Annotated in this window: 30 protein-coding genes; 10 read left to right on the top strand and 20 right to left on the bottom strand. The window is 66.2% G+C overall.

The window, feature by feature from the left end:
* The first annotated feature begins 116 nt into the window (after nucleotides 1-116).
* The gene (locus XM53_RS07695; RefSeq protein WP_057791967.1) at nucleotides 117-467 is read left to right on the top strand and encodes an H-type lectin domain-containing protein; all 351 of its coding nucleotides are present in this window, start codon (nucleotides 117-119) and stop codon (nucleotides 465-467) included.
* Nucleotides 468-612: 145 nt separating this feature from the next.
* On the opposite strand, the gene XM53_RS07690 is transcribed toward XM53_RS07695, so the two are convergent.
* The gene (locus tag XM53_RS07690) at nucleotides 613-1629 is read right to left on the bottom strand and encodes a ribose-phosphate pyrophosphokinase (protein ID WP_057791966.1); all 1017 of its coding nucleotides are present in this window, start codon (nucleotides 1627-1629) and stop codon (nucleotides 613-615) included.
* 174 nt (nucleotides 1630-1803) lie between these two features.
* Between XM53_RS07690 and XM53_RS07685 the strand changes: the two genes are divergently transcribed.
* Together XM53_RS07685 and XM53_RS07680 are read left to right on the top strand one after the other, a co-directional pair.
* The gene (locus XM53_RS07685; protein ID WP_057791964.1) at nucleotides 1804-2610 is read left to right on the top strand and encodes an alpha/beta fold hydrolase; all 807 of its coding nucleotides are present in this window, start codon (nucleotides 1804-1806) and stop codon (nucleotides 2608-2610) included.
* A 97-nt stretch (nucleotides 2611-2707) separates the two neighbouring features.
* Entirely contained in the window at nucleotides 2708-3109 is a 402-nt protein-coding gene (locus XM53_RS07680; RefSeq protein WP_057791962.1) for a DUF2177 family protein, read from the top strand.
* A 9-nt stretch (nucleotides 3110-3118) separates the two neighbouring features.
* Here the strand turns inward: XM53_RS07680 and XM53_RS07675 are convergent, their stop codons facing one another.
* Genes XM53_RS07675 through XM53_RS07665 form a run of 3 tightly spaced genes read right to left on the bottom strand, consistent with a single transcriptional unit; the run spans nucleotide 3119 to nucleotide 5567 of the window.
* The gene (locus XM53_RS07675; RefSeq protein WP_057791961.1) at nucleotides 3119-4165 is read right to left on the bottom strand and encodes a threonine aldolase family protein; all 1047 of its coding nucleotides are present in this window, start codon (nucleotides 4163-4165) and stop codon (nucleotides 3119-3121) included.
* Complete coding sequence (locus XM53_RS07670) at nucleotides 4156-4644, bottom strand: YcgN family cysteine cluster protein (protein WP_057791958.1); 489 nt, start codon at nucleotides 4642-4644, stop codon at nucleotides 4156-4158. Before XM53_RS07670 ends, XM53_RS07675 begins: the two co-directional genes overlap by 10 nt.
* On the bottom strand, nucleotides 4641-5567 hold the full coding sequence (locus tag XM53_RS07665) for a bifunctional riboflavin kinase/FAD synthetase (protein WP_057791956.1): 927 nt from the start codon (nucleotides 5565-5567) through the stop codon (nucleotides 4641-4643). Before XM53_RS07665 ends, XM53_RS07670 begins: the two co-directional genes overlap by 4 nt.
* 124 nt (nucleotides 5568-5691) lie before the next feature.
* Here XM53_RS07665 and XM53_RS07660 point away from each other — a divergent pair, with 124 nt between their 5' ends.
* Entirely contained in the window at nucleotides 5692-6318 is a 627-nt protein-coding gene (locus tag XM53_RS07660; RefSeq protein WP_057791954.1) for a glutathione S-transferase family protein, read from the top strand.
* Nucleotides 6319-6351: 33 nt separating this feature from the next.
* On the opposite strand, the gene XM53_RS07655 is transcribed toward XM53_RS07660, so the two are convergent.
* From XM53_RS07655 to XM53_RS07635, 5 genes are all read right to left on the bottom strand, one after another.
* Nucleotides 6352-6534 (bottom strand): hypothetical protein, encoded by a 183-nt coding sequence (locus XM53_RS07655; protein WP_057791951.1) that lies wholly within the window; start codon nucleotides 6532-6534, stop codon nucleotides 6352-6354.
* Between the two features lie 107 nt (nucleotides 6535-6641).
* Entirely contained in the window at nucleotides 6642-7085 is a 444-nt protein-coding gene (locus tag XM53_RS07650; RefSeq protein WP_057791949.1) for a MaoC family dehydratase, read from the bottom strand.
* Between the two features lie 114 nt (nucleotides 7086-7199).
* Nucleotides 7200-8075 carry a TIGR01459 family HAD-type hydrolase gene (locus XM53_RS07645; protein WP_057791947.1) on the bottom strand — a complete coding sequence of 292 codons (876 nt, stop codon included), beginning with the start codon at nucleotides 8073-8075 and terminating at the stop codon, nucleotides 7200-7202.
* 114 nt (nucleotides 8076-8189) lie between these two features.
* Nucleotides 8190-8417 carry a DUF1150 family protein gene (locus XM53_RS07640; protein ID WP_057791945.1) on the bottom strand — a complete coding sequence of 76 codons (228 nt, stop codon included), beginning with the start codon at nucleotides 8415-8417 and terminating at the stop codon, nucleotides 8190-8192.
* A 5-nt stretch (nucleotides 8418-8422) separates the two neighbouring features.
* Nucleotides 8423-8836, bottom strand: coding sequence for an Hsp20 family protein (locus XM53_RS07635; RefSeq protein ID WP_057791943.1), 414 nt, complete (start codon nucleotides 8834-8836; stop codon nucleotides 8423-8425).
* 167 nt (nucleotides 8837-9003) lie between these two features.
* Here XM53_RS07635 and XM53_RS07630 point away from each other — a divergent pair, with 167 nt between their 5' ends.
* Genes XM53_RS07630 through XM53_RS07620 form a run of 3 tightly spaced genes read left to right on the top strand, consistent with a single transcriptional unit; the run spans nucleotide 9004 to nucleotide 10829 of the window.
* Nucleotides 9004-9228, top strand: coding sequence for a YdcH family protein (locus tag XM53_RS07630; protein WP_057791941.1), 225 nt, complete (start codon nucleotides 9004-9006; stop codon nucleotides 9226-9228).
* 46 nt (nucleotides 9229-9274) lie between these two features.
* Nucleotides 9275-9763, top strand: coding sequence for a 5-(carboxyamino)imidazole ribonucleotide mutase (gene purE, locus XM53_RS07625; RefSeq protein ID WP_057791939.1), 489 nt, complete (start codon nucleotides 9275-9277; stop codon nucleotides 9761-9763).
* Nucleotides 9756-10829 (top strand): 5-(carboxyamino)imidazole ribonucleotide synthase, encoded by a 1074-nt coding sequence (locus tag XM53_RS07620; RefSeq protein ID WP_057791938.1) that lies wholly within the window; start codon nucleotides 9756-9758, stop codon nucleotides 10827-10829. Before purE ends, XM53_RS07620 begins: the two co-directional genes overlap by 8 nt.
* On the opposite strand, the gene XM53_RS07615 is transcribed toward XM53_RS07620, so the two are convergent.
* From XM53_RS07615 to XM53_RS07585, 7 genes are all read right to left on the bottom strand, one after another.
* Entirely contained in the window at nucleotides 10826-11971 is a 1146-nt protein-coding gene (locus XM53_RS07615; protein ID WP_057791936.1) for an alpha-D-ribose 1-methylphosphonate 5-triphosphate diphosphatase, read from the bottom strand. The genes XM53_RS07620 and XM53_RS07615 overlap by 4 nt on opposite strands.
* Nucleotides 11968-12690, bottom strand: a complete 723-nt coding sequence (locus tag XM53_RS07610) for an alpha/beta fold hydrolase (protein ID WP_057791935.1) — start codon at nucleotides 12688-12690, stop codon at nucleotides 11968-11970. The genes XM53_RS07615 and XM53_RS07610 overlap by 4 nt, the downstream gene beginning before the upstream one ends.
* Nucleotides 12691-12736: 46 nt before the next feature.
* Nucleotides 12737-13588: a DMT family transporter gene (locus tag XM53_RS07605; protein WP_057791933.1), complete on the bottom strand. Its 852-nt coding sequence runs from the start codon at nucleotides 13586-13588 to the stop codon at nucleotides 12737-12739.
* 109 nt (nucleotides 13589-13697) lie between these two features.
* Nucleotides 13698-14636, bottom strand: coding sequence for a sterol desaturase family protein (locus XM53_RS07600; RefSeq protein WP_057791931.1), 939 nt, complete (start codon nucleotides 14634-14636; stop codon nucleotides 13698-13700).
* Nucleotides 14633-15025 carry a hypothetical protein gene (locus XM53_RS07595; RefSeq protein ID WP_057791929.1) on the bottom strand — a complete coding sequence of 131 codons (393 nt, stop codon included), beginning with the start codon at nucleotides 15023-15025 and terminating at the stop codon, nucleotides 14633-14635. The genes XM53_RS07600 and XM53_RS07595 overlap by 4 nt, the downstream gene beginning before the upstream one ends.
* Nucleotides 15026-15083: 58 nt before the next feature.
* On the bottom strand, nucleotides 15084-16253 hold the full coding sequence (locus XM53_RS07590) for a trans-sulfuration enzyme family protein (protein ID WP_057791927.1): 1170 nt from the start codon (nucleotides 16251-16253) through the stop codon (nucleotides 15084-15086).
* Nucleotides 16254-16315: 62 nt separating this feature from the next.
* On the bottom strand, nucleotides 16316-17221 hold the full coding sequence (locus XM53_RS07585) for a DMT family transporter (RefSeq protein WP_057791925.1): 906 nt from the start codon (nucleotides 17219-17221) through the stop codon (nucleotides 16316-16318).
* A gap of 269 nt (nucleotides 17222-17490) precedes the next feature.
* Between XM53_RS07585 and XM53_RS07580 the strand changes: the two genes are divergently transcribed.
* The 3 genes from XM53_RS07580 (at nucleotide 17491) to gndA (ending at nucleotide 21275) form a co-directional block, all read left to right on the top strand.
* Entirely contained in the window at nucleotides 17491-18678 is a 1188-nt protein-coding gene (locus XM53_RS07580) for an aspartate aminotransferase family protein (RefSeq protein ID WP_057791923.1), read from the top strand.
* Nucleotides 18679-18689: 11 nt separating this feature from the next.
* Nucleotides 18690-19616, top strand: coding sequence for an ornithine carbamoyltransferase (gene argF / locus XM53_RS07575; protein ID WP_057791921.1), 927 nt, complete (start codon nucleotides 18690-18692; stop codon nucleotides 19614-19616).
* 252 nt (nucleotides 19617-19868) lie between these two features.
* Entirely contained in the window at nucleotides 19869-21275 is a 1407-nt protein-coding gene (gene gndA, locus XM53_RS07570) for an NADP-dependent phosphogluconate dehydrogenase (protein ID WP_057791919.1), read from the top strand.
* Between the two features lie 84 nt (nucleotides 21276-21359).
* Here gndA and XM53_RS07565 read toward each other — a convergent pair whose 3' ends face one another.
* The 4 genes from XM53_RS07565 to XM53_RS07550 form a co-directional block, all read right to left on the bottom strand.
* The gene (locus XM53_RS07565; protein ID WP_057791917.1) at nucleotides 21360-22841 is read right to left on the bottom strand and encodes an inorganic phosphate transporter; all 1482 of its coding nucleotides are present in this window, start codon (nucleotides 22839-22841) and stop codon (nucleotides 21360-21362) included.
* Between the two features lie 80 nt (nucleotides 22842-22921).
* Complete coding sequence (locus XM53_RS07560; RefSeq protein WP_057791915.1) at nucleotides 22922-23383, bottom strand: NUDIX hydrolase; 462 nt, start codon at nucleotides 23381-23383, stop codon at nucleotides 22922-22924.
* 91 nt (nucleotides 23384-23474) lie between these two features.
* Entirely contained in the window at nucleotides 23475-25919 is a 2445-nt protein-coding gene (gene hrpB, locus XM53_RS07555; RefSeq protein ID WP_057791913.1) for an ATP-dependent helicase HrpB, read from the bottom strand.
* Nucleotides 25920-25926: 7 nt separating this feature from the next.
* A complete protein-coding gene (locus XM53_RS07550) occupies nucleotides 25927-26652 on the bottom strand; it encodes a DUF3108 domain-containing protein (protein ID WP_057791911.1) in 726 nt (241 codons plus the stop codon).
* Nucleotides 26653-26717 lie beyond the last annotated feature (65 nt).

The following is a 26717-nucleotide window of genomic DNA, read 5'->3' as shown; positions in this document are numbered from 1 at the left end:
CCGGCAGCGGAGTTTTGCGGAAAGGGCCCACAAATGTCGGGCCCTTTTCCTTTTTGTTTCTCAATTTCGCCGAAAAGCGATAGTAGGACCAATGGTGTGGCGGCGCGTGGCGGTAGATGAAGTATCTTGTCAATCAGACCATCGGGATCGAGCAGGGCGATGACGTCCTGTTTTCGGATTACGAGGATGGCGGCGAGATGTGGACCGGCACCGGCGCCCGCGAACGCCGCCGCAAGGTGAAATTCGGGACGGCATTCAAGGAGCCGCCGTCGGTGCATGTCAGCCTGTCGATGTGGGACATGGACAGCGCGACGAACGCCCGCGCCGATGTCACTGCGGAAAACGTGCTGCCGACAGGGTTCGAGGTGGTGTTCCGCACATGGGGCGACACCCGCGTGGCCCGTGCCCGCATCCGCTGGATGGCCATCGGCGCCGTCCCGCACGAGGACGACTGGCAGCTTTACTGAAGCGTTTCGCGCCTCCGGCGGGGATATTTTTCGCCAGAGGAAGACGTGTTGAAATGCCTTTTCCTCTGGCCCCAAATATCCCGGGGTTTGGGGCTGGCCCCAATCAAACAAAAAAGCGTGGCGCAGCCACTCATTTTGAGTGCAGTCAGGTGCCGAACTGACCTTCGTAGATCGGCTCGAGCGTCGGGGTCTCGAAAAGCGACGACACGGACGTGCCGTTCCAGATGTTCAGGATCGCCTGGGCAAAGACCGGCGCGGTGGGGATGATGCGGATGTTGGGCGTGTTCTTGACCGCCTCGGTGGGCTGGATCGTGTCGGTGATGACCATGGATTTCAGCACCGAGCCCGTGATCCGTTCGACCGCCGGGCCGGACATGACGCCGTGGGTGGTGTAGGCGTGCACCTCGCGCGCGCCGTTGTCCATCAGGTGCTGGGCCGCCTTGCACATGGTGCCGGCGGTATCGCACATGTCGTCGACGATCACGCAGATCTTGTCGGTGACTTCGCCGATCACGGTCATTTCGGCCACTTCGCCCGCTTTCTCGCGTCGCTTGTCGACGATGCTGAGGGGGGCGTTGATCCGCTTGGCGAGTTCCCGGGCGCGGGCCACGCCGCCCACGTCGGGCGAGACGATCATGACGTCGTCGAGATGGTCGCGGAACTGGGTCATCACGTCGAGCGCGAAGACCGGCGAGGCATAGAGGTTGTCGACGGGAATGTCGAAAAAGCCTTGGATCTGGGCGGCGTGCAGGTCCATGGTCAGAACCCGTTCGATGCCCGCCTCGACGATCATGTTGGCCACAAGCTTGGCCGAAATGGGCGTGCGGGCCTTGGTGCGGCGGTCCTGCCGAGCGTAGCCGAAATAGGGGATCACGGCGGTGATGCGCTTGGCCGAGGAGCGGCGCAGCGCGTCGGCCATGATCAGCAGTTCCATCAGGTTGTCGTTGGCCGGGTTCGAGGTCGGCTGGATGATGAACATGTCCTCGCCGCGGACATTCTCGAACACCTCGACGAAGATCTCGCCGTCGTTGAAGCGTTCGACGCGGGCGTCCACGAGCCCGACATTGACGCCGCGATGCATGGACATGCGGCGCGCGACGGCCTTGGCGAGCGGCATGTTGGCATTGCCGGATATAAGCTTCGGCTCGTGTGTGACTGACATGTGAAGGGTCCCCGGGTGGTCGATCTTGACAGATTCGTGACGTTGACACCGATTAGCATGGGTGGCACGTCTGGCAAAGACATGCATTGGGCGAGGGTGCCGAATGCCGTGAAAGGCCCGACAAATGAGACGCACCCTGCCGCATTTCCCCGCAGATGCCACCCGCGAGGCGCGATGCCTGAGGCGTTGAAAGCCGGGTTTCCGACCTATTGGACGACGTTCGGGCAAGGGCCGCAGCCGGCGCTGGCCATTCATTGCTCGCTGGCGCATTCGGGCAGTTGGGGGGCGTTGGCGCGGCATCTGTCGGGGGCGCTGACGCTGACGGCGTTCGACATGCCGGGGCACGGGCGCAGCGGCGCTTGGGACGAGCGTGGCGAGATCCAGGAAGTGACGGCGGAGATCGCCACCGATCTGCTGGACGGCCCGGCGCATGTGATCGGACATTCCTTCGGTGCGACGGTGGCGTTGCGGCTGGCGGTCATGCGGCCCGGGCTGGTGCGGTCGCTGGTGCTGATCGAGCCTGTGTTCTTTGCCGTGGCGCTGGTCGACCATCCGCAGATGCGCGACGGGTTCGCGAAGCAGATGGCCGGGTTCACCGACGGCATGGAAGCCGGTGACGGACATGCGGCGGCGCGGGCGTTCCTGTCAGTCTGGGGCAATGGCGCGGAATGGGAGAGCCTGAGCGCGGCGGAGCGCGACCGGCTGGCGACGCAGATGCCGCTGATCGAGGCGGGACATCCCGCGCTTTACGACGATGTGGGGGGCCTGTTGGCGCCGGGTGTGTTGCAGGCGGTGAGGCAGCCCGCGCTGCTGATCGAGGGCAGCACATCCCCGGACATCATAAGCGCGATCAACGAGGGGCTGGCGGCGCGGTTGCCGCGGGCGGAGCGGGCGGTGATCGCGGGGGCGGGCCATATGGTGCCACTGACCCATGCGCGCCAGGTGAGTGCGGAAATCTTGAGATTCCTGCGCAACGTGTGACGCAGAATCATTGTCCTGACGGTTTTCACGCTAGCTCTTGCCGGGCGGCAGGAACCGGCGCGGTCCGGGCTGCGTTCACCCGTGCAGGAGGCCAACCATGACCATCGCCATTCTCTACGCCGTGACCTTCGCGGTCTTCCTGGGGCTGGATTATCTTGGCCTGAGTTACCTGATCAAGCCGACCTTCGAGAAGGACATCAAGGGGCTGTTGCTGGACAACCCGCGAATGGGCCCGGCGGTCGTGTTCTACGCCTTCTATATCTTCTGCGTGCTGTGGTTCGTCAGCTGGCCCGCGATGCAGCAGGGGCACAGTTTACTTTGGGTGTTCGGCACCGCCGCGCTGATCGGGGCGATGGGGTATGGCACCTATGAGTTTACCAACCTTGCGACGCTGAAAGACTGGACGTGGCGGATGGTGGCCACGGATTTCACCTGGGGGACGCTGCTGACGGGCACGTCCGCGACCATCGGCGTTGCGGTGGCGCGGTGGTGGGCCTGAGGCGGCGCGTCAGCCGTTGGCAAGCGCCAGGAAATCGTCGATCTGGTCGTTGGTGAGGGACCAGTCGCAGACGCAGCGCATCAGGAGCGGCTCGTCCGGGTCCCCATCTTCCAAAGGGCCTTCGTAAAGGCCGTAAATGGCGCCGCCCGCGTGCAGGCGCTGGTGCGTGGCGCGGGGCAGTCGGGCGAAGATCATGTTGGCCTGCGGTTCGGCGAGGAAGGTGCAGCCGGGCAGGGCGCGCAGGCCCGCAACAAGGCGGGCAGCGTTGGCGTTGGCGCGGCGTGCCGAGGTGAGCCAGACGTCGTCTTCGAGATATCCCAGCATTTGCGCGGCCAGGAAGCGGCCCTTGGACACAAGGTGGCCGCCACGCTTGCGGCGGCGTTCCAGTTCCCATGCGTGGCCCGGGTCGAACATCACGACGGCCTCGACATTGAGGCAGCCGTTCTTGGACGCACCGAAGGAGACGGCGTCGATTCCGGCCTCATGGCTCATCTGGGCGGGCGTACAGCCGAGGGCGGCGCAGGCATTGGCGAAGCGAGCGCCGTCGAGATGCACCGGGAGGCCGTGGGCGTGGGCCACGTCGGTGATGCTGCGCAATTCATCCAGCGTGTAAAGCTGGCCCATTTCAGTGACCTGCGTGAGCGCGACGGTGCCCGGCTCGGACGCGTGGACGTCGCGCCGGGGCAGCGCGGCGATGGCGGCGGTAAGGTCGTCGGCCGTCATCTTGTCCTCGTGCCCCGTGAGGGTCAGGCGCGCGCCGCCGGTGTAGAATTCGGGCGCGTGGCATTCGTCGACCAGGATATGGGCGCGCGGCGTGCAGAAGATCGTCTGCCACGGCTGGGTGAGCGTGGCGAGCGCAAGGACGTTGGCCGCCGTGCCGGTGGCAACGAATTCGACCGCGGCGTCCGGGGCGGCGAAGACCTCGCGTACCTTGTCGCGAGCCGCGTCGGTGAGCGCATCGGTGCCGTAGGGCGCGGCGTGGCCGTCATTGGCGCGGGTCAGAGCGTCCATCACTTGGGGCAGGGCGGGGCCGGTGTTGTCGGAGCCTAGTCGCATCCCAACGGTTCCTCTATCAGGTGGTCTTCCCACTCGTCCTCCGAGATCTCGAATTCGGGCAAGGTGGCGTTTTGCACCGAGACGCCGGCGGCGTGCACGCTGTCGGGCGTGCCCGAGATGAGCGGGTGCCAGTCGAAAAGCGGCTTGCCGGTCCAGAGGAGCTTGTAGGCGCAGGTTTCGGGCAGCCAGTAGAGGCTGCCCTCGATATTCTTGGGCGATAGCGAGATGCATTCGGGCACGAACTGATGCCGGATGTCGTAATTGGCGCAGCGGCAGGTGCTGTCGTCGAAGAGGCGGCAGGCGATGCGGGTGAGGGCGACCTCGCCGGTGTCCTCGTCTTCCAGCTTGTTGAGGCAGCATTTGCCGCAGCCGTCGCAGAGCGCTTCCCATTCTTTCTGGGTCATGCGATCGAGCGGCACGGTTTCCCAGTAGCGCGGGCGCAGGCCGGAGCGGTCGATGGGGTCGGAGGTGTCGGTCATATTGCGGCCAGGATCGCGCGGGCGCGGTCGCAGTCGGCGTCCATCTGGGCGATGAAGGCCTCGAGGCTGTCGAAGGTCTCCTCGGGGCGGAGGTATTCGACGAGGGCGACCGAGAGGTCGGCGCCGTAGAGGTCGCCGGAGAAATCGAAGAGGAAGGTTTCGATATTGGGGACCTCGCCTTGGAACATGGGGCGCACGCCGAGGGAGGCGGCGCCGTGGTAGTGGCCCCGGTGCGGGCCGTCGAGCACGTCGACCAGAACGGCATAGACGCCGAAGCGGGGCGGGTGCAGACCCTCGATGGACATGTTGGCGGTGGGATAGCCCAAGTCGCGGCCGCGTTGTTCGCCGCCGATCACAGGGCCGTCGATACGGTGCCAGTGGCCCAGCATGGCGGCGGCGTCGCGGGGGCGGCCCTCGGTCAGGGCGGCGCGGATGGCGGTGGAGGAGACCTGGCCGTCGTCGCCTTCGAGCAGCGTGGCGATGGTGACGTCGAAGCCCATTTCGGCCCCAAAGCGTTGCAGGTCGGCGGCGGTGCCAGCACGACCCTTGCCGAAGCAGAAATCGGCGCCGACGACCACGTGTGTCAGGCCAAGCCCGTCGGCGATGACGTTGCGCGCGAATTCCTGCGGCGTCAGGCTGGCGAGAGCGGCGTTGAAATTCAGCTCATAGAGCCGCTCGACGCCCAGCTTGGCGAGGCGGTTGGCGCGTGCCTCGTGGCCCATCAGGCGGAAAGGCGGCGCGTCAGGGGCGAAATACTCGCGTGGGTGTGGCTCGAATGTCAGCACACCAAGGGGGCCGTCGCCCTTGCGGGCGAGGTCGATCACCGACTGGTGGCCCAGATGCACACCGTCGAAGTTGCCGATGGCGACGGAGGCGCCACGGTCCTGGGGGTCGATGAAGGTGTAATCGCGGATGATGCGCATGGCGCAGGGGTAGCCGGATGCGGTGGGGTGATCAAGAGGCGGTGCCGTGCATTGCACAGTGCCAAGCAACGGAATGCACCCTGATGCGTTGATGCAGCAGCAACTATATGAATGGAGAGAGTGAATGGCCGATAAACCGGTGCTGTATGGTTTCAACGGATCGACCTATGTGCGGACGGCGCGCATGGTCCTGATGGACAACGAGATTGATTACGACCAGGTGCATGTGAACGTGCTGGAAGGCGAACCCAAGCAGCCCGAACACCTGAAGCGGCATCCCTTTGGCAAGGTGCCGGTGATGGATATCGACGACATGCGCCTGCGGGAGTGCGACGCGATCTGCCGGTATATCGATGAAACGGGCAAAGGGCCGAGCCTTCAGCCCGACGACGCCAAAACGCGGGCCAAGATGAACGAGGCGATCAGCGTGTTCACCAGCTATGGATACGATACGCTGATGGGGGCGGCGGGGTATCACCTGTTTCCCGAGCTGATCGGCGGCAAGGATGACGACGCGCTGTCGAAGAACCTTGCGGATTCGCAGACGCTGAACGCGCTGCTGATGGACTGGGCCGATCCGTTCATCTGCGGCAAGCAGGCGACGCTGGCCGATTACATGCTGGCGCCGATGATCTTTTACGTGTCGCTGACGCCGGAGGCCGACCCGATCATCACGGGCAAGCTGGCGCGGTGGTGGGCCGCCGTGCAGGAGATAGAGAGCTTCAAGGCGACCGAGCCCGATCTGGGCTAGGCCGCCTCTCCCCCTTCCACCAGGGGCCGGGCCTCAGGTCTGGCTGGGGCCGCGCCGCTCGGTGACCGCCTGGCGGATAGCGGCCCAGTCGGCGGCTTCGGATTTGCGCCCGGCATCATGGGATTCGCGCATCTTGCGAGCGGCTTCGGCCTCGGCCTTGGGGCCGTGGGCGCTGAGCAAGGCGCGGGCATATTCTGCTGTCTGGATTGCATCCATCGGTTTCGTCCTCCCTATGGTTGTGCACTGACAAAACGCATCATACACGATTCGTGTTCCGGGCGTGTGACGCGTCGCGCTAATTCGCTGAGCGAATTAAGCGCGGATCAGTCGAACTTGCCGGTCGGGGCCAGCACGGTCGCCTCGCCCACCAAGACCTTCTTGCCGTCCACCAAGCAACGGGTTTCCAGCGTCACGCGGCGCTTGGCATAGTCGATGGCGATCACCTCGACCTCGGCCTCGACCATGTCGCCGGGGCGTACGGGGGCGAGGAATTTCAGGGTCTGGCCCATGTAGACGGTACCGTGCCCCGGAAGCTGTTCACCGATCACGGCAGAGATCAGGCCGGCGGTCAGCATCCCGTGGGCGATGCGGCCCTCGAAGATGGTGTCGCGGGCGTAATCGTCGTCCATGTGCACCGGGTTATGGTCGGTCGAAACCTCGGCGAACATGCGAATGTCCTCGTCGGTCACGACCTTGCGCAGCGATCGGGTCATTCCCATTTCGATCTCTTCGATCGTGATCGTTCCGCGCGGCATGTTGTCCAACATCAGACCCTCCATTTCCACCTGCGCCCATATCGGGTGCGCAATAAATAACACCTTACGGTAGGTAAGGTTGCAACTTTATTACTTTGCAGGCGCAGAAAATCAAGGATTATTTTGTCACCGGAGTTTGCCAATGGCGTAGGTGGGTGAGGACATTTCCTTTTGCAGGTAGGCGGTTAGCGCGTCCGGATCGGGCTGGTGCGACGTTTTGGTTTCCTCGGCCGCCAGCCCGCCGGTGATGAAGAGAGAATCGATATCCTCGCCGGTGGCGCCCTGGATATCGGTGGCGATGCCGTCGCCGATGGCGAGGATGCCGTCGCTGGAGATATCCTGGCCCAGGGCCGACAGGCGGCGGCGGGCGAGGTCGTAGATCGGCGGGTGCGGCTTGCCGAAATAGAGACTTTCGCCGCCCATCTCGGTGTAGAGCCGGGCCAGCGCGCCCGCGCACCACTCGCGCACATCGCCGCGATCGACGATGATGTCGGGGTTGGCGCAAAGGAGTTTCAGGCCCTTCTGCTTGGCGTAGAGGAAATCGGGGCGATTCGTGTCCGGGTCGGCCATCGGGTCATTCGGGCCGCAGCAGACGATGCCCTCGGCCTCCTTGAGGTCGACGCGCTCGATCTCGACGGGATCTTCGATCACCTCCAGGGGTTCGAAAAAGCCGGCGTCACGCTCCCACTCGCCCATGAACCAGACCTTGCGGCCTACCATACCGCGATACATGGCGGCGCGGGCGCTGTCGCCAGAGGTGGCGATGGCGTCGTAGCAGGCGGCGGGGACGCCGAAGCTGTCGAGCTGGGATTCGACGCCGGCGCGGGGCTTGGGGGAGTTGGTGACAAGCACCACGGTGCCGCCGTCGGCGCGGTAGGTCATCAGCGCCTCGACCGCGTCCGGGTAGGCGGTGACGCCGTTGTGCACGCACCCCCACAGGTCGACGAAAAGCGCGTCGTAATTTCCGGAAATGTCGGAGAGGGAATTGATGATCTGGGTCACTGGGATAAGGGCCTTTCGCGTCGGGTGAGCGTCGAAAATCCATATGCCAGCGAAGGTGCCGCTTGACCAGCGGGGTTTCGGCCCGGTGACGCGGGCCGAAACCGAAGTGGGGTTCTAGTGGACCGTGACCGGGTCGAGGTCGTTCTGGCGCGCCAGGACGAAGGCCATCTTGCGGTCGGCGACCAGCGCCAAGCGCTCGCCTTCCTCGTTGTGCACGGCGTAGAGCGTTTCCAGCTCGCCCACCTGCTCGCGCACATCGTCGGGCAGGTCATCGGCGTTGACCTGACGGACATAGACGATGGGACGTTCCATCTCTTGTTCGAAGTCGTACTGCGTGTCCATACTGATTACCCCTTGTTTATCTTGATGGTCTGAACCACCGTTTCTGGTGCGGCGCGCGTCAGGTCGACGTGCAGAAGCCCGTTTTCCATGATCGCCTCGCCCACTTCGACGCCGTCGGCCAGCACGAAGCTGCGCTGGAACTGGCGGGCGGCGATGCCGCGATGCAGGTAGACGCGGCCATCCGCGTCGTCGCGCTGGCGTCCGCGGATCACCAGTTGCCGGTCTTCCAGAGTGATCGACAGGTCTCCTTCGGCGAATCCGGCCACGGCCAGCGTGATGCGGTACGAATTCTCGGAGGTCTGTTCGATGTTGAAGGGCGGATAGCCTTCGTTCCCTGACTTGGCGCTGCGTTCCAGCAGGCGTTCCAATTGCTCGAAGCCGAGCATGTAGGGGTGCGATCCCATCGATAGCTTTGTCATGGGCGTGTCCTTATCCAGTCAAGCGACAGTCCGTATGTAAGGCCCCGTTCGCGGCGACCTCTTGAGATGAATATGGGGCCGTGGGGCGGGGCCTGCAAGGGCTATGCCGGCAAGAGGTTTGGCGCTATTGTCGGGAAACGCGGTGGTTTCGAGAGAGTCTTGCCCAAATGAACAAGTTCAACGAGCTGTCGATGAAGTCCGACGAGGTGCTGCGGGTGGAGCTGGAAGAGTTCCGCCGCCAGCACCGCGACCTTGACGAGGCGATCCTGGCGCTGGAGGAAAAGGGCACGAGTGATCCGTTGACCGTGAAACGCTTCAAGCAGCAGAAATTGCGTCTGAAGGATCGGATCTCGTGGATCGAGGATCGGCTGCTGCCGGATATCATTGCGTAGGCAGCGGCGATGGGTATAGTGCGCGCTCCGTAAAGGGGAGCGTGACATGGGCAATCCGCAGATCGGCATCATCATGGGCAGCCAGTCGGACTGGGCCACGATGAAGGAAGCCGCGGTGATTCTGGACGAGTTGGGCGTGGCCTATGAGACGCGCATCGTCTCGGCGCACCGCACGCCGGACCGGCTGTGGGAGTATGGCAAGACCGCTGTCGACCGCGGGCTGAAGGCGATCATTGCCGGGGCCGGGGGAGCGGCGCACCTGCCGGGGATGATGGCCAGCAAGACACGGGTGCCGGTCATTGGCGTGCCGGTTCAGACGAAGGCGCTGTCGGGGGTCGACAGTCTTTATTCCATCGTGCAGATGCCTAAGGGCTTTCCCGTGGCCACCATGGCGATCGGCGCGGCGGGCGCGGCCAATGCGGGCCTGATGGCGGCGGCGATCCTGGCCAATGAAGATGATGCGCTGGCCGACCGGCTGGACGAGTGGCGCGCGGCGCTGTCGGCCTCGATCCCCGAGGAGCCCAGCGATGACTGAACCTTTGCCGCAGGGGGCGGTGATCGGGATCCTGGGGGGCGGTCAACTGGGCCGGATGCTGTCCGTCGCGGCCAGCCGTCTGGGGTTCAAGACCTGCATTTTCGAGCCTGGGGGCGATTGCCCGGCGAGCCACGTGTCGAATTTTCACTTCCAGAAACCCTATGAGGACGAAGACGCGCTGCGGCAGTTCGCGGGGGCCGTGGATGTGGTGACCTATGAGTTCGAGAATATCCCGACCTCGGCCCTGGACGTGCTGGAAGAAGCCCGCCCGATCCGTCCGGGGCGCGAGGCGCTGCGGGTGAGCCAGGACAGGCTGACCGAGAAGGAATTCCTGACCGGATTGGGGCTGCGCACCGCGCCCTATGCCGACATCACCGACCTGCCGAGCCTTGAGGCCGCGCTGGAGGAGATGGGCACGCCCGCGATCCTGAAGACGCGGCGCTTTGGCTATGACGGCAAGGGGCAGGTGCGGATCAACGACGCGTCCGAGGCCGAGGCTGCGCTGGCCGAGATGCAGGGCGCGCCGGCGATCCTGGAAGGGTTTGTGGCGTTCAGCCACGAGGTGTCGGTGATCGGGGCGCGGGGCGTCGATGGGCAGGTGGCCTGTTTCGATCCGGGCGAGAACGTGCATCGCGACGGGATCCTGCACACCACCTCGGTGCCCGCCAAGCTGAGCACGGCGCAGCGGACGGATGCGGTGCTGCTGGCCGGACGGATATTGAACGCGCTTGACTATGTCGGCGTCATGGGCGTGGAGCTGTTCGTGACGCGTGAGGGGTTAATCGTGAACGAGATCGCGCCGCGGGTGCACAATTCGGGGCACTGGACGCAGCAGGGCTGCGCCGTGGACCAGTTCGAGCAGCATATCCGCGCGGTGGCGGGATGGCCGCTGGGCGATGGGTCGCGCTATGCGGACGTGGTGATGGAGAACCTGATCGGGGACGACATGGACCGGGTGCCTGACATTGCCGGGGAGGCCGGGGCGAGCTTGCACCTATACGGCAAGGCGGAGGCCAAGCCAGGGCGCAAGATGGGCCATGTGAACCGCGTCGGGCGCGCGGATTAACCGACGAAGCGGGCGGCGACGTCGCCTTTCATATAGGTGACCTGTCCGGCTGAAAGCGTGGCGCAGATGTCGCGTGTCTTGGCGTCGAGGATGACAAGATCGGCGCGCTGACCGGGACTAAGTGTGCCACGGTCGGTGAGACCGAGAAGCCGTGCCGGACCTGACGAGACCAGCCCCCATGCGGCGGCGAACTCCATCAAGCCGCCATCGGCCAGAAGGAAGGCGGCCCGGCGCATGGACGGGTAGTGATAGTCCGAGGCCAGCGCGTCGCACAGCCCCATAGCGATGAGGTCGAGCGCGCTGGCATTGCCCTTGTGCGAGCCGCCGCGCACCACGTTTGGCGCGCCCAGAACGACGGGCGCGCCGGTGGCACGCGCGGCCTCGGCTGCCTCGGCGGTTTCGGGAAACTCGGCGATGTGGACGCCGCGCGCGTCCCATGCGGCGCGCTGGGCGGCGGTGTTGTCGTCGTGACTGCCAAGGCGCACGGGCAGGTCCGAGAGCCGGGCGCAGAGGGCGTCGAGAGCGGCGGGAACGGCGTCCATCCCGGCGTGCAGCGCTTGGATGTCTTCGAGATGCCTGTCGGGGTTCTTTCCGATCCTGAGCGACTTGCCCACGTGGCCCGGGGGCGTCTTGCCCTTGGCCAGCAGGTCATGCGGCAGGTGGTCGTTGAACACCAGATAGGGGATGGCGTAGCGGGTGATCCAGTCCTCTATCGTGGCGTAATCTTCCAGCATGGAAATCTCGAAGCGCAGTTGCACGCGCAGGTCGGTGCCGACGCGGGGGCGGATATCGTCGAGGCTTTCCAGCACGCGCCGGGCGAAGTCCGGTCCGCGCATCCCGCCTTCCCAGCTGTAGAACTGCGCCAGCGTGGCGGTGGTGATGCCGTTGGCGGCCAGCTCGGCCTCGGCCACGATCAGGCCCTGGTCGAGATCCTTCATTGCGCCGCGCCGGGGCGCGAGGTGTTTCTCGAAGGCGTCGCCATGGGCGTCGACGAGGCCCGGCAGGATGAGGTGGCCCGAGAGGTCCACCTCGCGGACCGGTGTGGTGTCGGTGATCAGGCCGTCCGAGATTGCGAGCGGCGTATCTGCGAGGCCCGCGGGCGTCAGCACCTCGGCCCCGGTCAGGCGCAGGGCGAGGCTCATTCCGTGAGGCCCATGAACATGTCGGTGATGTTCATGTCGTGGTCGAACGCGCCGTCCTTCAGGAAGGCCAGCACCTGGGCGATGACGTAAGGGTTGTTCATCATGAAGGTGTGGCTGACGGGCAGTTCGATATGGTCGGCCATGCCGTCGACCTTGGTGGATTCGACCGAGACCTTGCCGTCATCGGCGCCTTCGATCAGGACAGAGAAATAGGGGTTGAGCGAGCGCGTGCCGGCGATGATTCCAAGCTCGAAATCCACCGGGGGCAGCGTGTTGGTGATGCTGTCGGTGCCGGTGTCGAGTTGCAGTCCGGCGGGGCCGTTCAACCACTCGAACAACTCCAGCCCGCCCAGCTGATCCACCAGTTCCGAGCCGTGGTTGGGCGGTCCCAGCATGACGACGCGGCCCATATCGGCGGGGCGATTGTCGCGCAGCCAGTGGCGCAGAAGGATGCCGCCCATGGAGTGGGTGACGAAATGTATCCTGTCTTCGCCACAGACGCGGGCGGCGTAGGGCAGGGTTTCCTCGGCCAGTTCGGCGATATCGAGTTCGGTCGAGGGATAATCGGTGCGGAAGGTGGTGTAGCCTTCGTTTTTCAGCACTTCCTCCATCACGATGAAGGAGGTCTCGGTCCGCGCCAGGCCATGCAGCAGGACCACGCAATCGGCCAGGGCCGGGGCGGGGAGCAGAAGGGCAAGGGCGGTGAGCGCGGCTTTCATGAAGACTGAGATAGGCGTTCCGGCGGCACAGATACAGCCCCGGCGCTCAGGTTTTGCGGCGGCGCGGCATGGAAAGCGCAACGCCGCCCAGAACGAGGGCGGAGGAGAGCACGATCTGCACGGTCAGGGACTCGTTCAGGATGAGGATACCGCCCAGGAGCGCGATGATCGGCACGGTGAGTTGGGCCACGGCGGCAACGGAGGCGGCGAGCGCGGGCAGGACGGTGTACCAGAGCGCGTACCCGAGGCCGGAGGTGACCGCGCCGGCGACAATGGCGAGGAGGATGCCGTAGGTGGTGAGAGGGGCGGCGTCAGCGGGGCTGGGCAGGGCGAGCCAGGCCAGCAGTCCGAAGGGTGCGGCGAGGGTGAAGTTGGCAGCGGTGGCCTGAAGCGCGTCCTTCGATTTGCGGCCCGCGAGGGAATAGACGCCCCAGCCGATGCCCGCCAACGCCATGAGCGCGCCATGCGCCGGGCTGACCGGCGTGCCGGCGCCGGGCCACATCAGCCAGGCGAGACCCGAAAGCGCCAGCGCCGCGCCGATCCAGCGGCGGGCGGGCAGGGATTCGCGCGTGAGGAGCGCGGCGGCGAACATGGTGATCTGGACCATGCCGAAGAGGATGAGCGCGCCCAAGCCGGCATCGAGCGCGGTATAGGCGAGCGAGAAGCCGTACATGTAGACCAAGAGAGAGACGACGCCCGCCACCCGCGCGGGCCCACCGAGGCGCAGCCCGCCGCGCAGGACGATGCAGAGACCGGCCAGCATCGCGGCCCCCGCCACCAGCCGGATCGCGCCGAACGGCACGGCGTCGATATGGCCGCCCGCCAACGCGAGGCGGTTGAGGATGGAGTTGGCGGCGAAGGCCACCATCGTCAGGGCGGTGAGCAGGAAGAGGCGCATGGGCCATGCGTAGCGCGTGGTGGGGCGGAAGGGAATTCACTTTGGCGGGGGCGGAATTTTGAAAAAATTCCGGGCAAATTTCTTTTGAAGAGATTTTCTGCGCCTGGCGTCAGGTTAGCTTCTCGAAGCCGGGCGTGTTCGCGTCTTCGGGGTGCTTGGCCAGGTGCTTGCGCTTGATCGTCTCGGAGGTGTCGCGGCTGCCGTCATGGCTCCACCCCGGGGGCTGGATGCAATAGTTCAGCCGGTCGCGCCAGGTGATGCCGGGCTGGATCACGTCGCGGAAGATGCCGACCCATTCGTGGAAGGCGACGCGGATCGGGTTGAAGGTGCCCAAGTTGCGGACGAGGCCGTAGTCGACTTTCTCACTGTCCTGCTCGGGGACGAAGGTGCCGAACATCTTGTCCCAGATGATGAAGACACCGGCGTAGTTGGCATCGAGATACCGCGCATTGCGGCCATGGTGGACGCGGTGATGCGAAGGCGTGTTCATCACCGCCTCGAACCAGCGGGGCAGGCGGGTGATCGCCTCGGTATGGATCCAGAACTGGTAGATCAGGTTCAGCCCGCCGCAAAACAGCACCATCGCGGGGTGAAAGCCCAAGAGGATCAGCGGTGCGCGGACCAGCATCATGAAGGTGAAGGTGCCGGTCCATGTCTGGCGCAGCGCGGTCGTGAGGTTGTAGTGTTGCGAGGAATGGTGGTTGACGTGGCTGGCCCAGACCCAGCGGATGCGGTGGCCGAACCGGTGCACCCAGTAATAGCGCAGGTCGTCGAGCACGAAACACAGGATCACCACCCAGACGGAGGTGCCCAAGTCGAGCGGCGTGATGGCCCAGAGCGCCATGAAGAAGCCGTAGGCCACGAAGCCCAGCAGGATGCCGGAGGCCACGTTGCCCGCGCCCATCACGAGCGAGGTCAGCGCGTCGTAGGTTTCGTACCGGCCGCCACGGCGCTTGAGAACGATCCATGTGAGTTCGATCAGGATGAGCGCGATGAAGACGGGCACGGCGAAGTTCACCACGTCGGGATAGGTCAGTTGATCGGTCATCGGGAAGCCTCCATCAGGCCGGGCCAGAGGCGGGCCTCGTCGGGGTCGAGTGTCAGGGTGATGCGCGGCGCGGTGTAGTCGGGCAGGGCGATGCGCAGGCCGTGGTCGGTCTGCGTGACCTTTGCACCGTCGAGATAGCGCGCGGTGGTGTCGGCGCCCATGGGCCAGACGACGCCGGGGCCTTGCGGTGTTTCGACAAGGGCGGCGTGGCAGTCGTGGCTGAGGATCACGCGGGTGGGCGCATCGTCGGGGAATTCGCGCAGCCAGGCGCGGCGGGCGGCGGCCTCGTCCTCGAACGTGGCGGGTTGCGACAGGCCGAGGAGGTGCAAGAGCACCGCAATGCCTGCGATGCCGAGCACGACCATCGGTAACAAGATGCTGAGCGGCATGTCCTCTTCCCTCGCGTCGTATCTAGCCCGGGAAGGGGGCGCACGATCAAGGGTGACGTTACGGCGTCGCCGCCCCCGCGCGGTCCAGCGCCTGCTCGAGGTCGGCGATGAGGTCGCCCGCATCCTCGATCCCGATGGACAGGCGCAGCAGGCGGGGATGGACGGGGAAGCCCTCGCCCGAGACGGTCTTGCGGTGTTCGATCAGGCTTTCGACGCCGCCCAGCGAGGTGGCGGGGTAGAACACCTCGCAATAGCGGCTGACGTCGATGGCGGTCTGCTCGGTCCCCTTGACGAGGATCGAGAGCATCCCACCATAGAGGCCGCCGGTCTGGCGCTTGGCGATCTCGTGATCGGGATGTGAAGGCAGGCCGGGATACATCACCTTCTCGATGCCCGGATGCCCTTCGAAATGTTGGGCCACGGCCAGGGCGTTCTCGGTCGCGCGTTCATAGCGCAGCATCAGCGTGCGCATCCCGCGAATGAGCAGGAAGGCATCGAAGGAATGGAGCACGGTGCCCTGAATCATGCGGACGTGAAAGATCTCGTCCCAGTAGGGGCCGGTTTCGCGGACCGAGAGCACGCCCGCGGTCACGTCGGAATGGCCGTTGAGGTACTTGGTGGCGGAATGGAACGAGATGTCCGCGCCAAGCTCCAGCGCGCGGGTGGCGCAGGGCGGCGTGCCGGTGCAGTCGGTGACCAGTTTCGCGCCGGCGGCATGGGCGATCTCGGCGGCGGCGGCGATGTCGGTCGTGTCCCAGTTGGGATTGTTGGGGGTCTCGACCCAGACAAGTGCTGTGTCGCTCTCGACCGTTGCTGCCTTCATCGCGTCGAGGTCGCCGGCGGGATAGGTGCTGACCCGCAGGCGGTTCTTGGCGGCGTAGGTTTTGAACTGCGCGAGGACGCCGTGATACATCACTTCCGGCACCACCACATGGGCGTCGGCGGGCAGGTGTTCGATGACCGCCGTGGCCGCGCCCATGCCCGAAGAAAAGAGCAGGCTTTCGGTCGCGCCTTCGAGGTCGGCGATGATTGCCTCGGCCTGTTCGGTGGTGACGTTGCTGTCGCGGCGGTACATGTAGCTTTGGCGCAGGGCATAGTTTTCATCCCGGGCATAGGTGGCGGCGGTCTGGATCTGCGGCACGATCGCGCCGGTGGCGGGATCGAGATAGCGCAGGGCCTGGGCCAGTTTGGTGGCGGGCGAGAGCGGGCGGTTGGGGCGGTGGGCCATGGGGCAATTCCTTTCAGCGTTGGCGCAAACCGTAGGCATTTGGTCCGCGATGGCAAGCCGGGTCAGAGCGGGCGCGCGGGTGGCACGGTTGGCGATTTGAGTCGCGCCTCGCGCCAGGCCAGAAGCGCGGCACCCGAGAGGACCGTGAGCGCGCCGAGGATGGATATCGCGTCGGGCAGGACCGAAAACACGGCGGCATCGTAGAGCGCGGCGAAGACCAGCGTGGCATAGAAGAATGGGGCCACGAAACTGGCATCGGCGCGGGCCATCGCATTGACGAAACAGGTTTGCGCGGTGGCCATCAAGAGGCCGATCCCCGCGAGCGCGGCCCATTGCGCCGGGGTGGGCGCGGTCCAGACGAAATAGGCCGCCGCACTGGCGATAAGGCAGCCGAAGAGGTTGTTGATCAGCAGGATTTGCAGCGGGCGTTCGCGGCCGGAGAGGAACTTGATCGCGATAAGCTCGCCCCCGAGGCAGGCGGCGGCGGCCAGGGCAAGGAGCGCGCCGGGCGCGATGGTGCCGCCGCCGGGGCGGGTGAGGATGAGCGCGCCCAGAAGGGCGATGGCGGCGGCGGTCCAGCGGACGGGGCCGACACGCTCGCCCAGGATCACGACCGCCAGCACCATGCCGAAAACCGGGTTCAGGAAGCTGATCGCGGTGGCGTCGGACAAGGGGATGAAGGCCGCGGCGGCGAACATCAGCGTGACGCCGCCCCAGCCCAGGCCAGAGCGCAGAAAGTGCAGCGGCAGCGCCGGGCGCACGAGGCGGAACCGCGTGCCGGCGGCGAAGGAGCCTATGGCGACGAGCGCGAAGACGAACCTGCCCTGGCTGATCTGCAACGGGTGCAGCGCGGGGCCGAGCGCGTCGGTGCCGAGCGCCTTGGCCAGAAGCGTGCAGCCGGCGATGAAGGCGGCGGCGGCAAGGGTCAAAAGCGCGGCGGCGCCGGGGTTCTGGGCGGGCGGTGTCATGGCCCGTCAAGTGGCAGGCGGGCGGGGGAAACTCAAGCGCCATGTCGCGGCGGGCAGAAAAGGCTTTGCGCGGGGCGTGGAACCGGCTATGAGACCGCGCATGATCGAACGCCGTACATATGCCATGAGCCGACGCCGCCGCACCTGCGCCTGACGTCCCGTTCGCCTGTTCGATCCCCCGGTGCCGGAGCGCACCAGACCCTTTCCACCATTGACGAACGCCCAGCCATACGGCACTCAAAGGGCTTCCATGTTTGAGGATACCCCAGATGATCCCCTCCGTTCTGCCGACCTATAACCGTGCACCGCTCAGCTTTGTCAAAGGCGAGGGCGCCTGGCTGATCGAGGCGGATGGTCGACGTTTCCTGGACCTTGGTGCGGGCATCGCGGTGAACGCGCTGGGCCACGCGCACCCGGCGCTGGTGGCGGCCCTGACCGAGCAGGCGGGGGCGCTTTGGCATACCTCGAACCTCTACCAGATCCCCAAGCAGCAGGAGCTGGCCGACAAGCTGGTGGCCGAGACCTTTGCGGACACGGCGTTCTTCTGCAATTCGGGCACCGAGGCCTGCGAGCTGGCGGTGAAGATGTGCCGCAAGTATTTCCATGACAAGGGCCAGCCGGAGCGGACCGATATCATCGCCTTCCAAGGGTCGTTTCACGGCCGGTCGAGCGCAGGAATTGCCGCCGCCGGGTCGGAGAAGATGACCAAGGGGTTCGGGCCGCTGTTGCCGGGATTCAAGCATGTGCCGTTCGGCGATCACGATGCGCTGCACGCCGCGATTGACGAGAACACCGCGGCGATCCTGCTGGAGCCGGTACTGGGCGAAGGCGGGATCAAGCCGGTTCCGGATCAATGCCTGAAAGGGCTGCGCGATCTTTGTGACGAGAAGGGCATTCTGCTGATTTTCGACGAGGTGCAGTGCGGGATGGGCCGGACCGGCAAGCTCTTTGCGCATGAGTGGTCGGGGGCCACGCCGGATATCATGATGGTCGCGAAGGGCATCGGCGGGGGCTTTCCGTTGGGCGCGGTGCTGGCCACTGAAGAGGCGGCGCGCGGTATGACGGCGGGCACGCATGGCTCGACCTATGGCGGCAACCCGCTGGGCTGTGCGGTGGGGTGCGCGGTGATGGATATCGTGGCCGACGCAGGTTTCCTGCACGAGGTGAACCGCAAGGCGGGGCTCTTTCGGCAGAAGCTAGAAGGGCTGGTGGCGGCGCATCCCGAGGTCTTCAAGGGCGTGCGCGGATCGGGCCTGATGCTTGGGCTGGAATGCGTGGCGACCAATACCGACGTGGTGGCCGCAGGCTATGACGCGGAAGTGACCGTGGTGCCGGCCGCCGAGAACGTGGTGCGCCTGTTGCCGCCGCTGATCATCTCGGACGACGAGATCGGCGAGGCCGTGGCGCGGCTGGACAAGGCCGCGACCGCGGTGAAGACGGCGCTGGCCGAGGCGTGAGGAGCGGGACGATGCAGCATTTTCTGGACATTCACACGACCGACGCGGGCGAATTGCGCGACATCATCGACGGGGCGCGGCACATGAAGACCGCGCGCGAGGGCCGTCCGCGCGGCGCGGCCGATGACGAACAGCCGCTGGCGGGCCGGATGGTCGCGCTGATCTTCGAGAAGCCGTCGACGCGGACGCGCACTAGCTTTGACGTGGGCGTGCGCCAGATGGGTGGCGAGACGATGGTGCTGTCGGGCGCGGACATGCAGCTGGGGCATGGCGAGACCATTGCCGATACCGCACGTGTGATGAGCCGCTACGTGGACCTGATCATGATCCGGACCTTCGATGAAAGCGTGCTGCAGGAGATGGCCGAATATGCCGACGTGCCGGTGATCAACGGGCTGACCGACCGCACGCATCCCTGCCAGATCATGGCCGACGTGATGACCTATGAAGAGCATCGCGGGCCGATCCGGGGCAAGAAGGTGGTCTGGGCCGGGGACGGCAATAACGTGTGTTCGTCGTTCCTGCACGCGGCGGGGCAGTTCGGGTTCGACATGACCTTTACCGGCCCGGCGCAGCTGGACCCAGAGGACGAGTTCGTGGGGCTGGCGCGCAAGGCGGGCAGCACGATCACCATCGAGCGCGACGCATTCAAGGCGGTGGAGGGCGCGGACCTTGTGGTGACCGACACCTGGGTCAGTATGCATGACAGCCAGTCGAGCAAGGAGCGGCGCCACAACATGCTGCGCCCCTACCAGGTGAATGCGGAATTGATGAAGCACGCCAAGGATGACGCGCTGTTCATGCATTGCCTGCCCGCACATCGCGAGGAAGAGGTGACGAGCCCGGTGATGGACGGGCCGCACTCGGTGGTTTTTGACGAGGCCGAGAACCGGCTGCACGCCCAAAAGGCGATCATGCGCTGGTGCCTGGGCGTCTGACGCCGGTCCGAGGGAGCGCGGTTCCCGCGCGCAGGTTTGTCTCGTCGTTGCCCTTGCGGGCGCCTCCTCGGGGCGGGCGGGTGGCAGGTGTGACGCCATCGTCCAGGCTTGCGGTTGCCTTGGGACAGGACGCGTCTGCGAAGAAAAGCGGCGGTGCGCGCGAAAGGCCGCAACGGTGGTGCGCGTTCCTTGGCATCGGGCGCGCAGCGGTCTAGGCTTAAATTACGGACGGCGCCCAGAGAGGAAGACCGCATGGCACGGGGCAAGGCACAGATCGGCGTTTACGGGTTGGGCACGATGGGCAGCGCCTTGGCGCTGAACATGGCCGAGAAAGGCTTTGCGGTGGCGGTGACGAACCGCGAAACCGACTGGATCGGGGATTTCGTGGACGAGGCGGGGCCGCTGGCCGCGCAGTTGCATCCGCATGAAAGCTTGCAGGATTTCGTGGCCGGGCTGAAGACGCCACGGGTGATGCTGTTCATGATCCCGTCAGGCGAACCGATGGACGCGATGATCGAGGAAGTGGCCCCCCTGTTGGACGAGGGCGACACGATCATCGACGGCGGGAATGCCGATTTCCACGACACCCGGCGGCGCGCGCAGGCGCTGGCCGAGAAGGGCCTGCATTTCGTCGGCATGGGTGTGTCGGGCGGCGAACAGGGTGCGCGGCACGGGCCGTCGATGATGGTGGGCGGCAGTGCGCACAGCTGGGAGCAGCTGCGCGACGTGCTGCGGGCGATTGCGGCGCGGTACGAGGATGACCCTTGCGTCGATCACCTTGGCCCCGACGGGGCGGGGCATTTCGTCAAGACCGTGCATAACGGTATCGAATATGCCGACATGCAGGTGATCGCCGAGATCTATGGCCTGCTGCATTACGGCTGCGTCTGGTCGCCGGCGCAGATCGGGGCGCTGTTTTCAAGCTGGAACGAAGGGCCGCTGAAATCCTACCTGGTGGAGATCACCGGCGAGCTTTTGGCCTATACCGACCCGGCGACGGGGCACCCGGTGGTGGACGTGATCCTGGACGCGGCGGGGCAGAAAGGCACCGGGCGCTGGACGGTGGTAGGGGCCGTGCGCATGGGCCAGGCCGCGACCATGATCGAGGCAGCGGTGGGCGCGCGCGCGTGGTCGTCGGAGAAGGACACGCGCATCAAGGCGCAGGACTTGCTGGGCGGAGAGCGCGGCCTGCTGTCGCTCGACGAGGACATCCTGAAGGAGGCTTTCATGGCGGCGCGGGTTCTGTGCTATGCGCAGGGGTTTCGCGTGCTGGAGGCGGCATCGCAGGAGTATGAGTGGCAGCTGGACCATGCGCGGATCGCCGAGGTCTGGCGCGCCGGATGCATTATTCGGTCGGTGTTGCTGGACGATATCGCGGCGGCGTTCCGCGAGGATCTGCCGCACGGGCAGTTGTTCCTGTCGCCGCGCTTCGCGGAGATCCTGAAACGCACGGTGCCGGCGCTGCGCAAGGTGGTGGCGGAGGCCGTGGTGGGTGGCCACGCGATACCGGCGCTGTCTGCGGCGCTGCAATGGTACGACAGTATGCGCCAGGGCTATGGCACCGCCAACATCATCCAGGCACAGCGGGATTTCTTCGGCTATCACGGCTTCGCCCGGTTGGGGCAGGAAGGCAAGTTTCACGGGCCGTGGTGGGACTGAGCCTTGCGCCCGAACGGCAAGCGTCTCGGGCGATGGCACGGTCGAGGCCCCTTGCAAGACCGGCGCGGGCGGCGTGGCTGAGGATTAGCCGGTCAGGCTGTCGAGCGCGAAGAAGATGAGTGCCGACATCAGCGCCGCGGCGGGCACCGTGATGACCCAGGCGGCGACGATGGTCATGAAATGGCTGCGCCGGACCAGCTTGCGGCGCCGGCGTTCCTCGGGGGCGAGGCGCTTGCCGGTGCCACCGGTGGTCAGGCCTTTCTGAAGGCGGCGTTCCATGTACCATTCGCGGAAGAAACCGACGCCGAAGACCCCGCCCACCGCGATATGCGTGGAACTGACGGGCAGGCCCAGCCAGCTGGCCACGATGACGGTGATCGCCGCCGACAGGGCGACGCAATAGGCGCGCATCGGGTCGAGCTTGGTGATCTGGCTGCCGACCATGCGGATGAGCTTGGGGCCAAAGAGGAACAGGCCGAAGGAGATGCCGAAGGCGCCGATGATCATGACCCAGATCGGGATCGCCACCTCGCCGGCGAAACCGCCCGCCTCGGACGCGTAGACGATGGCGGCCAAGGGTCCAACTGCATTGGCGACGTCATTCGCGCCGTGGGCGAAGGACAGGAGCGCCGCCGAGATGATGAGCGGCAGGCCGAACAGCGCCTTGAGCGAGCGGCGGCGGTTTTCCAGGCCCTGCGATTGGCGCCGGATCAGGGGAATGGTCAGGGCGTAGATCGCTACGCCGGTCGCCGCGCCGATCAGGAGCGCCGTACCGATGTCGATCTTGACGATACGTGTGAGGCCCTTCATCGCAAGGTAGGTGGCGAAGGTGCCGGCCATGAGGCCCACCAGGATCGGCACCCAGCGGCGGGCGGCGGCGATCTTGTCGTCGCGGTAGGCGATGCGGGTCTTGATCAGGGCGAGGAAGGCGGCAGCGATGACGCCGCCCAGTACCGGCGAAATCACCCAGCTGGCGGCGATGGCGCCCATGGTGGGCCAGTTCACCGTGGCAAGGCCCGCGGCGGCGATGCCCGCGCCCATGACGCCACCGACGACGGAATGGGTGGTCGAGACCGGCGCGCCGACCTTGGTGGCCAGGTTGACCCAAAGCGCGGCCGAGACCAGCGCGGCCATCATCGCCCAGATGAAGGTCTGTGCGTCCTGAATGCCGTCGGGGTCGATGATATCCTTGGAAATCGTCGACACCACGTCGCCCCCGGCCAGCAGGGCGCCCGCGCTTTCGCAGATGGCGGCGATGACGATGGCGCCGCCCATGGTGAGCGCGTTGGCCCCCACCGCCGGCCCCATGTTGTTGGCCACATCGTTGGCGCCGATATTGAGCGCCATGTAGGCGCCGAAGATGGCCGCGGCGATCACCACGACGGTATTGGGCGAAGAGCCGAAGACCAGCGCCGCGCCCAGGCCCGCGAGCACCATGAAGGCCAGCGCGATGCCGAGCGAGATCAGCGGCCGTGAGACATAGGCCGTCGCGTACTCGATCTGCGAGATGCGCCCGAGATCCTTGTCGAGCGTCTTCCACTGGTTGTTCTGCGGGTCCTCGGCCAACGGTCCCCTCCCGGTCCGGTTCGGGGCAGAGCGCTAGCCGGTCCAGCGCGGCGGTTCAATGCCGCGCTGTCATAAAACCGTTACATTTCCAGCAAAATGGCCTTGAGGCCCGGTTCCTGTACCATTTCCGCCGCATCGGCGGGGCTGACCCACCGGCGGGTGCGCTGATCATGTTCGGGGTAGATGTCGGCGAGCTGCTTGACGCGGACCTTGAACACCTCGACCTCGACCGGGGCGTCGTAGCCATCGTCGAGATGCTTGTCATAGGCATAGCTGCCGACATGGCCCTCGATCGTAGCGCAATCGGTCACGCCGGCCTCTTCCCAGGCTTCCTGCAGGGCGGCTTCAGCGGCTTTCTTGCCGTCCATCGGCCAGCCTTTGGGCACGATCCAGCGGCCCGTGCCCCGGCTGGTGATCAGCAGGACCTGCTTTTCCGCCGTAGGGGTGACGCGGTAACAAAGGGCGGCCACCTGCAATTCGGGTGGTCTGCGTAAAATCGGCTGGACGAACTCGGCCCAGGCCCGCTTCATCGTATTTGTCATTGTGCTGCTCGTCGTAAAAAAGTCTTTTCACTATTGTATATACGTTTCTTGCGCCAAAAATCAAATTTTTCGTTCAATTTAGCTGAATTGATCAGGACTTGCGCCGTTTGGCGCGCAAGGTCGGGTCGGCCTCGCGCGGGTTTTCGGGCCAGGGATGCTTGGGATACCGCCCGCGCATGTCCTTGCGCACGTCGGCATAGGAACTGTCCCAAAAGCCGGGAATGTCGAGCGTGGTCTGCACCGGGCGGCCCGCGGGCGACAGGAGCGTGACGCGCAGGGGCGTGCGGCCCACGGTGGGGTGGGTGGTCTGGCCGAACATTTCCTGCAGGCGCAGAGAGATTTCCGGGTGGTCGCCGGAATAGTCGATGGGAATGCGCCGCCCCAGCGGCGTGGTGAAATGCGCCGGGGCGGCGGCATCCAGGCGTTGCATCTGGTCATAGGTCAGGCGCGCGCGCAGGGCGTCCAGCATGTCGAAGCGTTTCCAGTCGGCGGCGGTCTTGAGGCCGGTGATATAGGGCAGGAGCCAGGTTTCGAGGTCTTCGAGGAGGGCGGCGTCGGTCATGTCGGGCAGGTCCTCGCCCGCTTCGCGCAAGAGCGCCACGCGGGCGGCGAAGCGGCGGGCGGGGTCGGACCAGTTGAGGCCGAGGTCGCGGATGCCGTCCAGCATGGCAAGGGCGATGGCGTCGTCGGGGGCGTCCTTCCACATGCGGTCGTCGAGGATGAGTGCGCCAAAGCGTTCCTGTTTGCGGGCGACGACGCGGCGCTCGCGGCGGTCCCAGTGGCAGACGTCGTGCCAGGCGATCTGGTCGGTAAAAAGCGCGCGGAGTTCGGAGTCTGACAGGGCGATTGCCTGCCGGATGCGGGCCTCGCGCGGGTTGCCGTCAAGGTCGGTGGCGACCAGCAGGCGTTGACCGGCCAAAGGGTCCTCGTCGGGTAAAAGCGCGCCCTTGCCGCCCGACAGAACGAAGCGTGGAGCGTCGCCCTTGCGGCGCAGGCCAATCCGGTCGGGGTAGGCGAGGGCGGCGCATTCGGCGTCGGACATTCCGCTGCCCGGTGTCGATTTTGCCTGTGAGGCCAAGCGCTTGGCCTCGGCCCGGATGCGCATGACCGTGCCGTGGTTGGCGGGGTGCGGGTGGCGGCCCTTGGGGTCGCGCAGGGCGGCCATGCGCAGGGTGAGGTCGACGGGTGCGCCACGCGGCAGGGGATCGCGATCGGCAAGCAGGGCTGCGAGCAGGGCCGCGTCCGGCCCGGCGGTGCCCAGCATGTGCGCGAGGCGCGGGTGCAGGGGGAGCTTGGCCAGCGTCTTGCCATGCTCGGTGATATGGTTCGAGCCATCGAGCGCGCCGAGCATCTGTAGCAGCGCCTGCGCCTCGGCGTAGCTGCCGGGGTTGGGCGGGGTCAGGAAGGGCAGGTCGTCCGGAGTGGCGCCCCAGAGCGCGAGTTCGAGGGCGAGGCCGGCAAGGTCGGTCGCCTCTATCTCTGCCGGGGGATAGGCGGGCAAGGCGCCTTCCTCGCCCTTGGTCCAGAGCCGGTAGCAGGTGCCTTCCGCAACGCGGCCCGCGCGGCCGGTGCGCTGTGTGGCCTCGGCGCGGGTGACGGGCTCGGTCACCAGCCGCGACATGCCGGAGCCGGGGTCGAACCGGGCGCGGCGGGACTTGCCGCCGTCGACCACCACGCGGATACCCTCTATGGTCAGCGAGGTTTCGGCGATGGAGGTGGCAAGGACCACCTTTCGGCCTTGGGTCACGGGCGCGATGGCGGCGCGCTGGGCGGCGAAGTCCATCGCGCCGAAGAGGGGGCGGATCTGGCAGTCGGGCGGCAGGCGGTCTTTCAGCAGGGCCTCGGTGCGGCGGATCTCGCCTTCGCCGGGCAGGAAGACGAGCACGCCGCCGGTGGTCTCGGAAACGGCCTTGGCGACGAGGTCGGCAAGGGCCGCGTCCCACCTTGTTTTCTTGGGCGTTGGCGTGTCGAGGTGGCGGGTCTCGACCGGGAAGCTGCGGCCTTGGGACGTGACGATGGGGGCCTGCATCAGCTCGGCCACCGGGGCGGCGTCGAGCGTGGCGGACATGGCCAGCAGCATGAGGTCGTCGCGCAGGGCGCCGGCCACTTCGAGGCAGAGGGCGAGGCCCAGATCGGCGTTGAGGGAGCGTTCGTGGAATTCGTCGAAGATCACCGCGCCGATGCCGGTGAGTTCCGGGTCGGACTGGATGCGGCGGGTGAGGATGCCTTCGGTGACGACCTCGATCCGGGTCGCCTCGGAGACCTTGGCGTCGCCGCGCACGCGGTAGCCTACTGTTTCGCCTGGCTTTTCGCCGAGCGTGGACGCCATGCGCTCGGCCGCGGCACGGGCGGCGAGGCGGCGCGGCTCCAGCATGACGATGCGGCCCTGGGTGAGCCCGACGGCCAGCATTTCAAGGGGCACGACGGTGGTCTTGCCGGCACCGGGCGGCGCTTGCAGCACGGCGCGGCCGGTGTCGCGCAGCGCGGTGAGCAGCGCCGGGATGGCGTCGTCGATGGGGAGCCTGTCGCGGGTCATGCCCGCCTTATCGGCGATGCATCGACACTTGACCATACCGGGTGCGCACGACCACGCTGTCGGCGCGCATGGTGTTTCCCTGCGGGACGTAGACGATCGACACGGGCGCAGTGCTGTGGCGCAGTTCGCGCTGGGAATAGCCGGCGATGCGGCGGTACTGGCCCGAGCATTGCACCCGCCCGCCGTCCAGCGCCTTGCGGCTGGTGAGGCTGAGGCGGGCGTGGCGGTGGCCGTCGTAAACGTCTGCATTCAAAGAACAAAGTTCGCCCGGGTCTTGGTCGCGCAGGGCGGCGTAAAGGGCCGTCAACGGGTCGTAGGCGCCGGGCAGGGTGCGGGGGTTCACCGCCGGCGCGCTGCTGCCGGTGTCGCCGGTGACGCGGGTGGCGACGCCGCCGGAAAAGCCGATCTTGAGGTTGGTCGAGCGGCGGCCCCCCTCGGACGTGACCTCGGAATAGCTGGAGGGGACGAAGCGGTTGCCGGACTTGCGGCCCTGGACGGAGAGGTCGAAGCTGGCCTGTTTCAGCGCCGACATCGCACCCGTTGTGGCGAAGCGGGCGCGCGTGCTGTAGGCGCTGGCGGTCTCGGTGCTGGCCATGGCCATTTCGCCCACCTTGGCGCCGATCAGGCGGACGTCGTAGCGCGCCTGGGTGCTGTCGGCCAGCGCGGTGGTCGCGGCGAGGGCCGTGAACAGCGCCGCGAGGGCGGAATAGGTTAACCGGGTCTTAACTGTCACGTGCGGGCCTCTTGCATTGCATCCGTGAAAGGACATGGCGCAAGACACAAGGTAACACGTTCGGC

It is taken from the genome of Roseovarius atlanticus, from assembly GCF_001441615.1.
In the GTDB taxonomy this organism is placed as follows: Bacteria; Pseudomonadota; Alphaproteobacteria; order Rhodobacterales; family Rhodobacteraceae; genus Roseovarius; species Roseovarius atlanticus.
The sequence above is the reverse complement of the archived record's forward strand: the minus strand, read 5'-3'. Positions and strand labels throughout refer to the sequence as shown.

Bases quoted from the DNA above. Each gene is read 5' to 3' on its own strand.
- XM53_RS07695 (WP_057791967.1), top strand. From the start codon at position 117: ATGAAGTATCTTGTCAATCAGACCATCGGGATCGAGCAGGGCGATGAC.
- XM53_RS07690 (WP_057791966.1), bottom strand. From the start codon at position 1,629: ATGTCAGTCACACACGAGCCGAAGCTTATATCCGGCAATGCCAACATG.
- XM53_RS07685 (WP_057791964.1), top strand. From the start codon at position 1,804: ATGCCTGAGGCGTTGAAAGCCGGGTTTCCGACCTATTGGACGACGTTC.
- XM53_RS07680 (WP_057791962.1), top strand. From the start codon at position 2,708: ATGACCATCGCCATTCTCTACGCCGTGACCTTCGCGGTCTTCCTGGGG.
- XM53_RS07675 (WP_057791961.1), bottom strand. From the start codon at position 4,165: ATGCGACTAGGCTCCGACAACACCGGCCCCGCCCTGCCCCAAGTGATG.
- XM53_RS07670 (WP_057791958.1), bottom strand. From the start codon at position 4,644: ATGACCGACACCTCCGACCCCATCGACCGCTCCGGCCTGCGCCCGCGC.
- XM53_RS07665 (WP_057791956.1), bottom strand. From the start codon at position 5,567: ATGCGCATCATCCGCGATTACACCTTCATCGACCCCCAGGACCGTGGC.
- XM53_RS07660 (WP_057791954.1), top strand. From the start codon at position 5,692: ATGGCCGATAAACCGGTGCTGTATGGTTTCAACGGATCGACCTATGTG.
- XM53_RS07655 (WP_057791951.1), bottom strand. From the start codon at position 6,534: ATGGATGCAATCCAGACAGCAGAATATGCCCGCGCCTTGCTCAGCGCC.
- XM53_RS07650 (WP_057791949.1), bottom strand. From the start codon at position 7,085: ATGTTGGACAACATGCCGCGCGGAACGATCACGATCGAAGAGATCGAA.
- XM53_RS07640 (WP_057791945.1), bottom strand. From the start codon at position 8,417: ATGGACACGCAGTACGACTTCGAACAAGAGATGGAACGTCCCATCGTC.
- XM53_RS07635 (WP_057791943.1), bottom strand. From the start codon at position 8,836: ATGACAAAGCTATCGATGGGATCGCACCCCTACATGCTCGGCTTCGAG.
- XM53_RS07630 (WP_057791941.1), top strand. From the start codon at position 9,004: ATGAACAAGTTCAACGAGCTGTCGATGAAGTCCGACGAGGTGCTGCGG.
- purE (WP_057791939.1), top strand. From the start codon at position 9,275: ATGGGCAATCCGCAGATCGGCATCATCATGGGCAGCCAGTCGGACTGG.
- XM53_RS07620 (WP_057791938.1), top strand. From the start codon at position 9,756: ATGACTGAACCTTTGCCGCAGGGGGCGGTGATCGGGATCCTGGGGGGC.
- XM53_RS07615 (WP_057791936.1), bottom strand. From the start codon at position 11,971: ATGAGCCTCGCCCTGCGCCTGACCGGGGCCGAGGTGCTGACGCCCGCG.
- XM53_RS07610 (WP_057791935.1), bottom strand. From the start codon at position 12,690: ATGAAAGCCGCGCTCACCGCCCTTGCCCTTCTGCTCCCCGCCCCGGCC.
- XM53_RS07605 (WP_057791933.1), bottom strand. From the start codon at position 13,588: ATGCGCCTCTTCCTGCTCACCGCCCTGACGATGGTGGCCTTCGCCGCC.
- XM53_RS07600 (WP_057791931.1), bottom strand. From the start codon at position 14,636: ATGACCGATCAACTGACCTATCCCGACGTGGTGAACTTCGCCGTGCCC.
- XM53_RS07595 (WP_057791929.1), bottom strand. From the start codon at position 15,025: ATGCCGCTCAGCATCTTGTTACCGATGGTCGTGCTCGGCATCGCAGGC.
- XM53_RS07590 (WP_057791927.1), bottom strand. From the start codon at position 16,253: ATGGCCCACCGCCCCAACCGCCCGCTCTCGCCCGCCACCAAACTGGCC.
- XM53_RS07585 (WP_057791925.1), bottom strand. From the start codon at position 17,221: ATGACACCGCCCGCCCAGAACCCCGGCGCCGCCGCGCTTTTGACCCTT.
- XM53_RS07580 (WP_057791923.1), top strand. From the start codon at position 17,491: ATGATCCCCTCCGTTCTGCCGACCTATAACCGTGCACCGCTCAGCTTT.
- argF (WP_057791921.1), top strand. From the start codon at position 18,690: ATGCAGCATTTTCTGGACATTCACACGACCGACGCGGGCGAATTGCGC.
- gndA (WP_057791919.1), top strand. From the start codon at position 19,869: ATGGCACGGGGCAAGGCACAGATCGGCGTTTACGGGTTGGGCACGATG.
- XM53_RS07560 (WP_057791915.1), bottom strand. From the start codon at position 23,383: ATGACAAATACGATGAAGCGGGCCTGGGCCGAGTTCGTCCAGCCGATT.
- hrpB (WP_057791913.1), bottom strand. From the start codon at position 25,919: ATGACCCGCGACAGGCTCCCCATCGACGACGCCATCCCGGCGCTGCTC.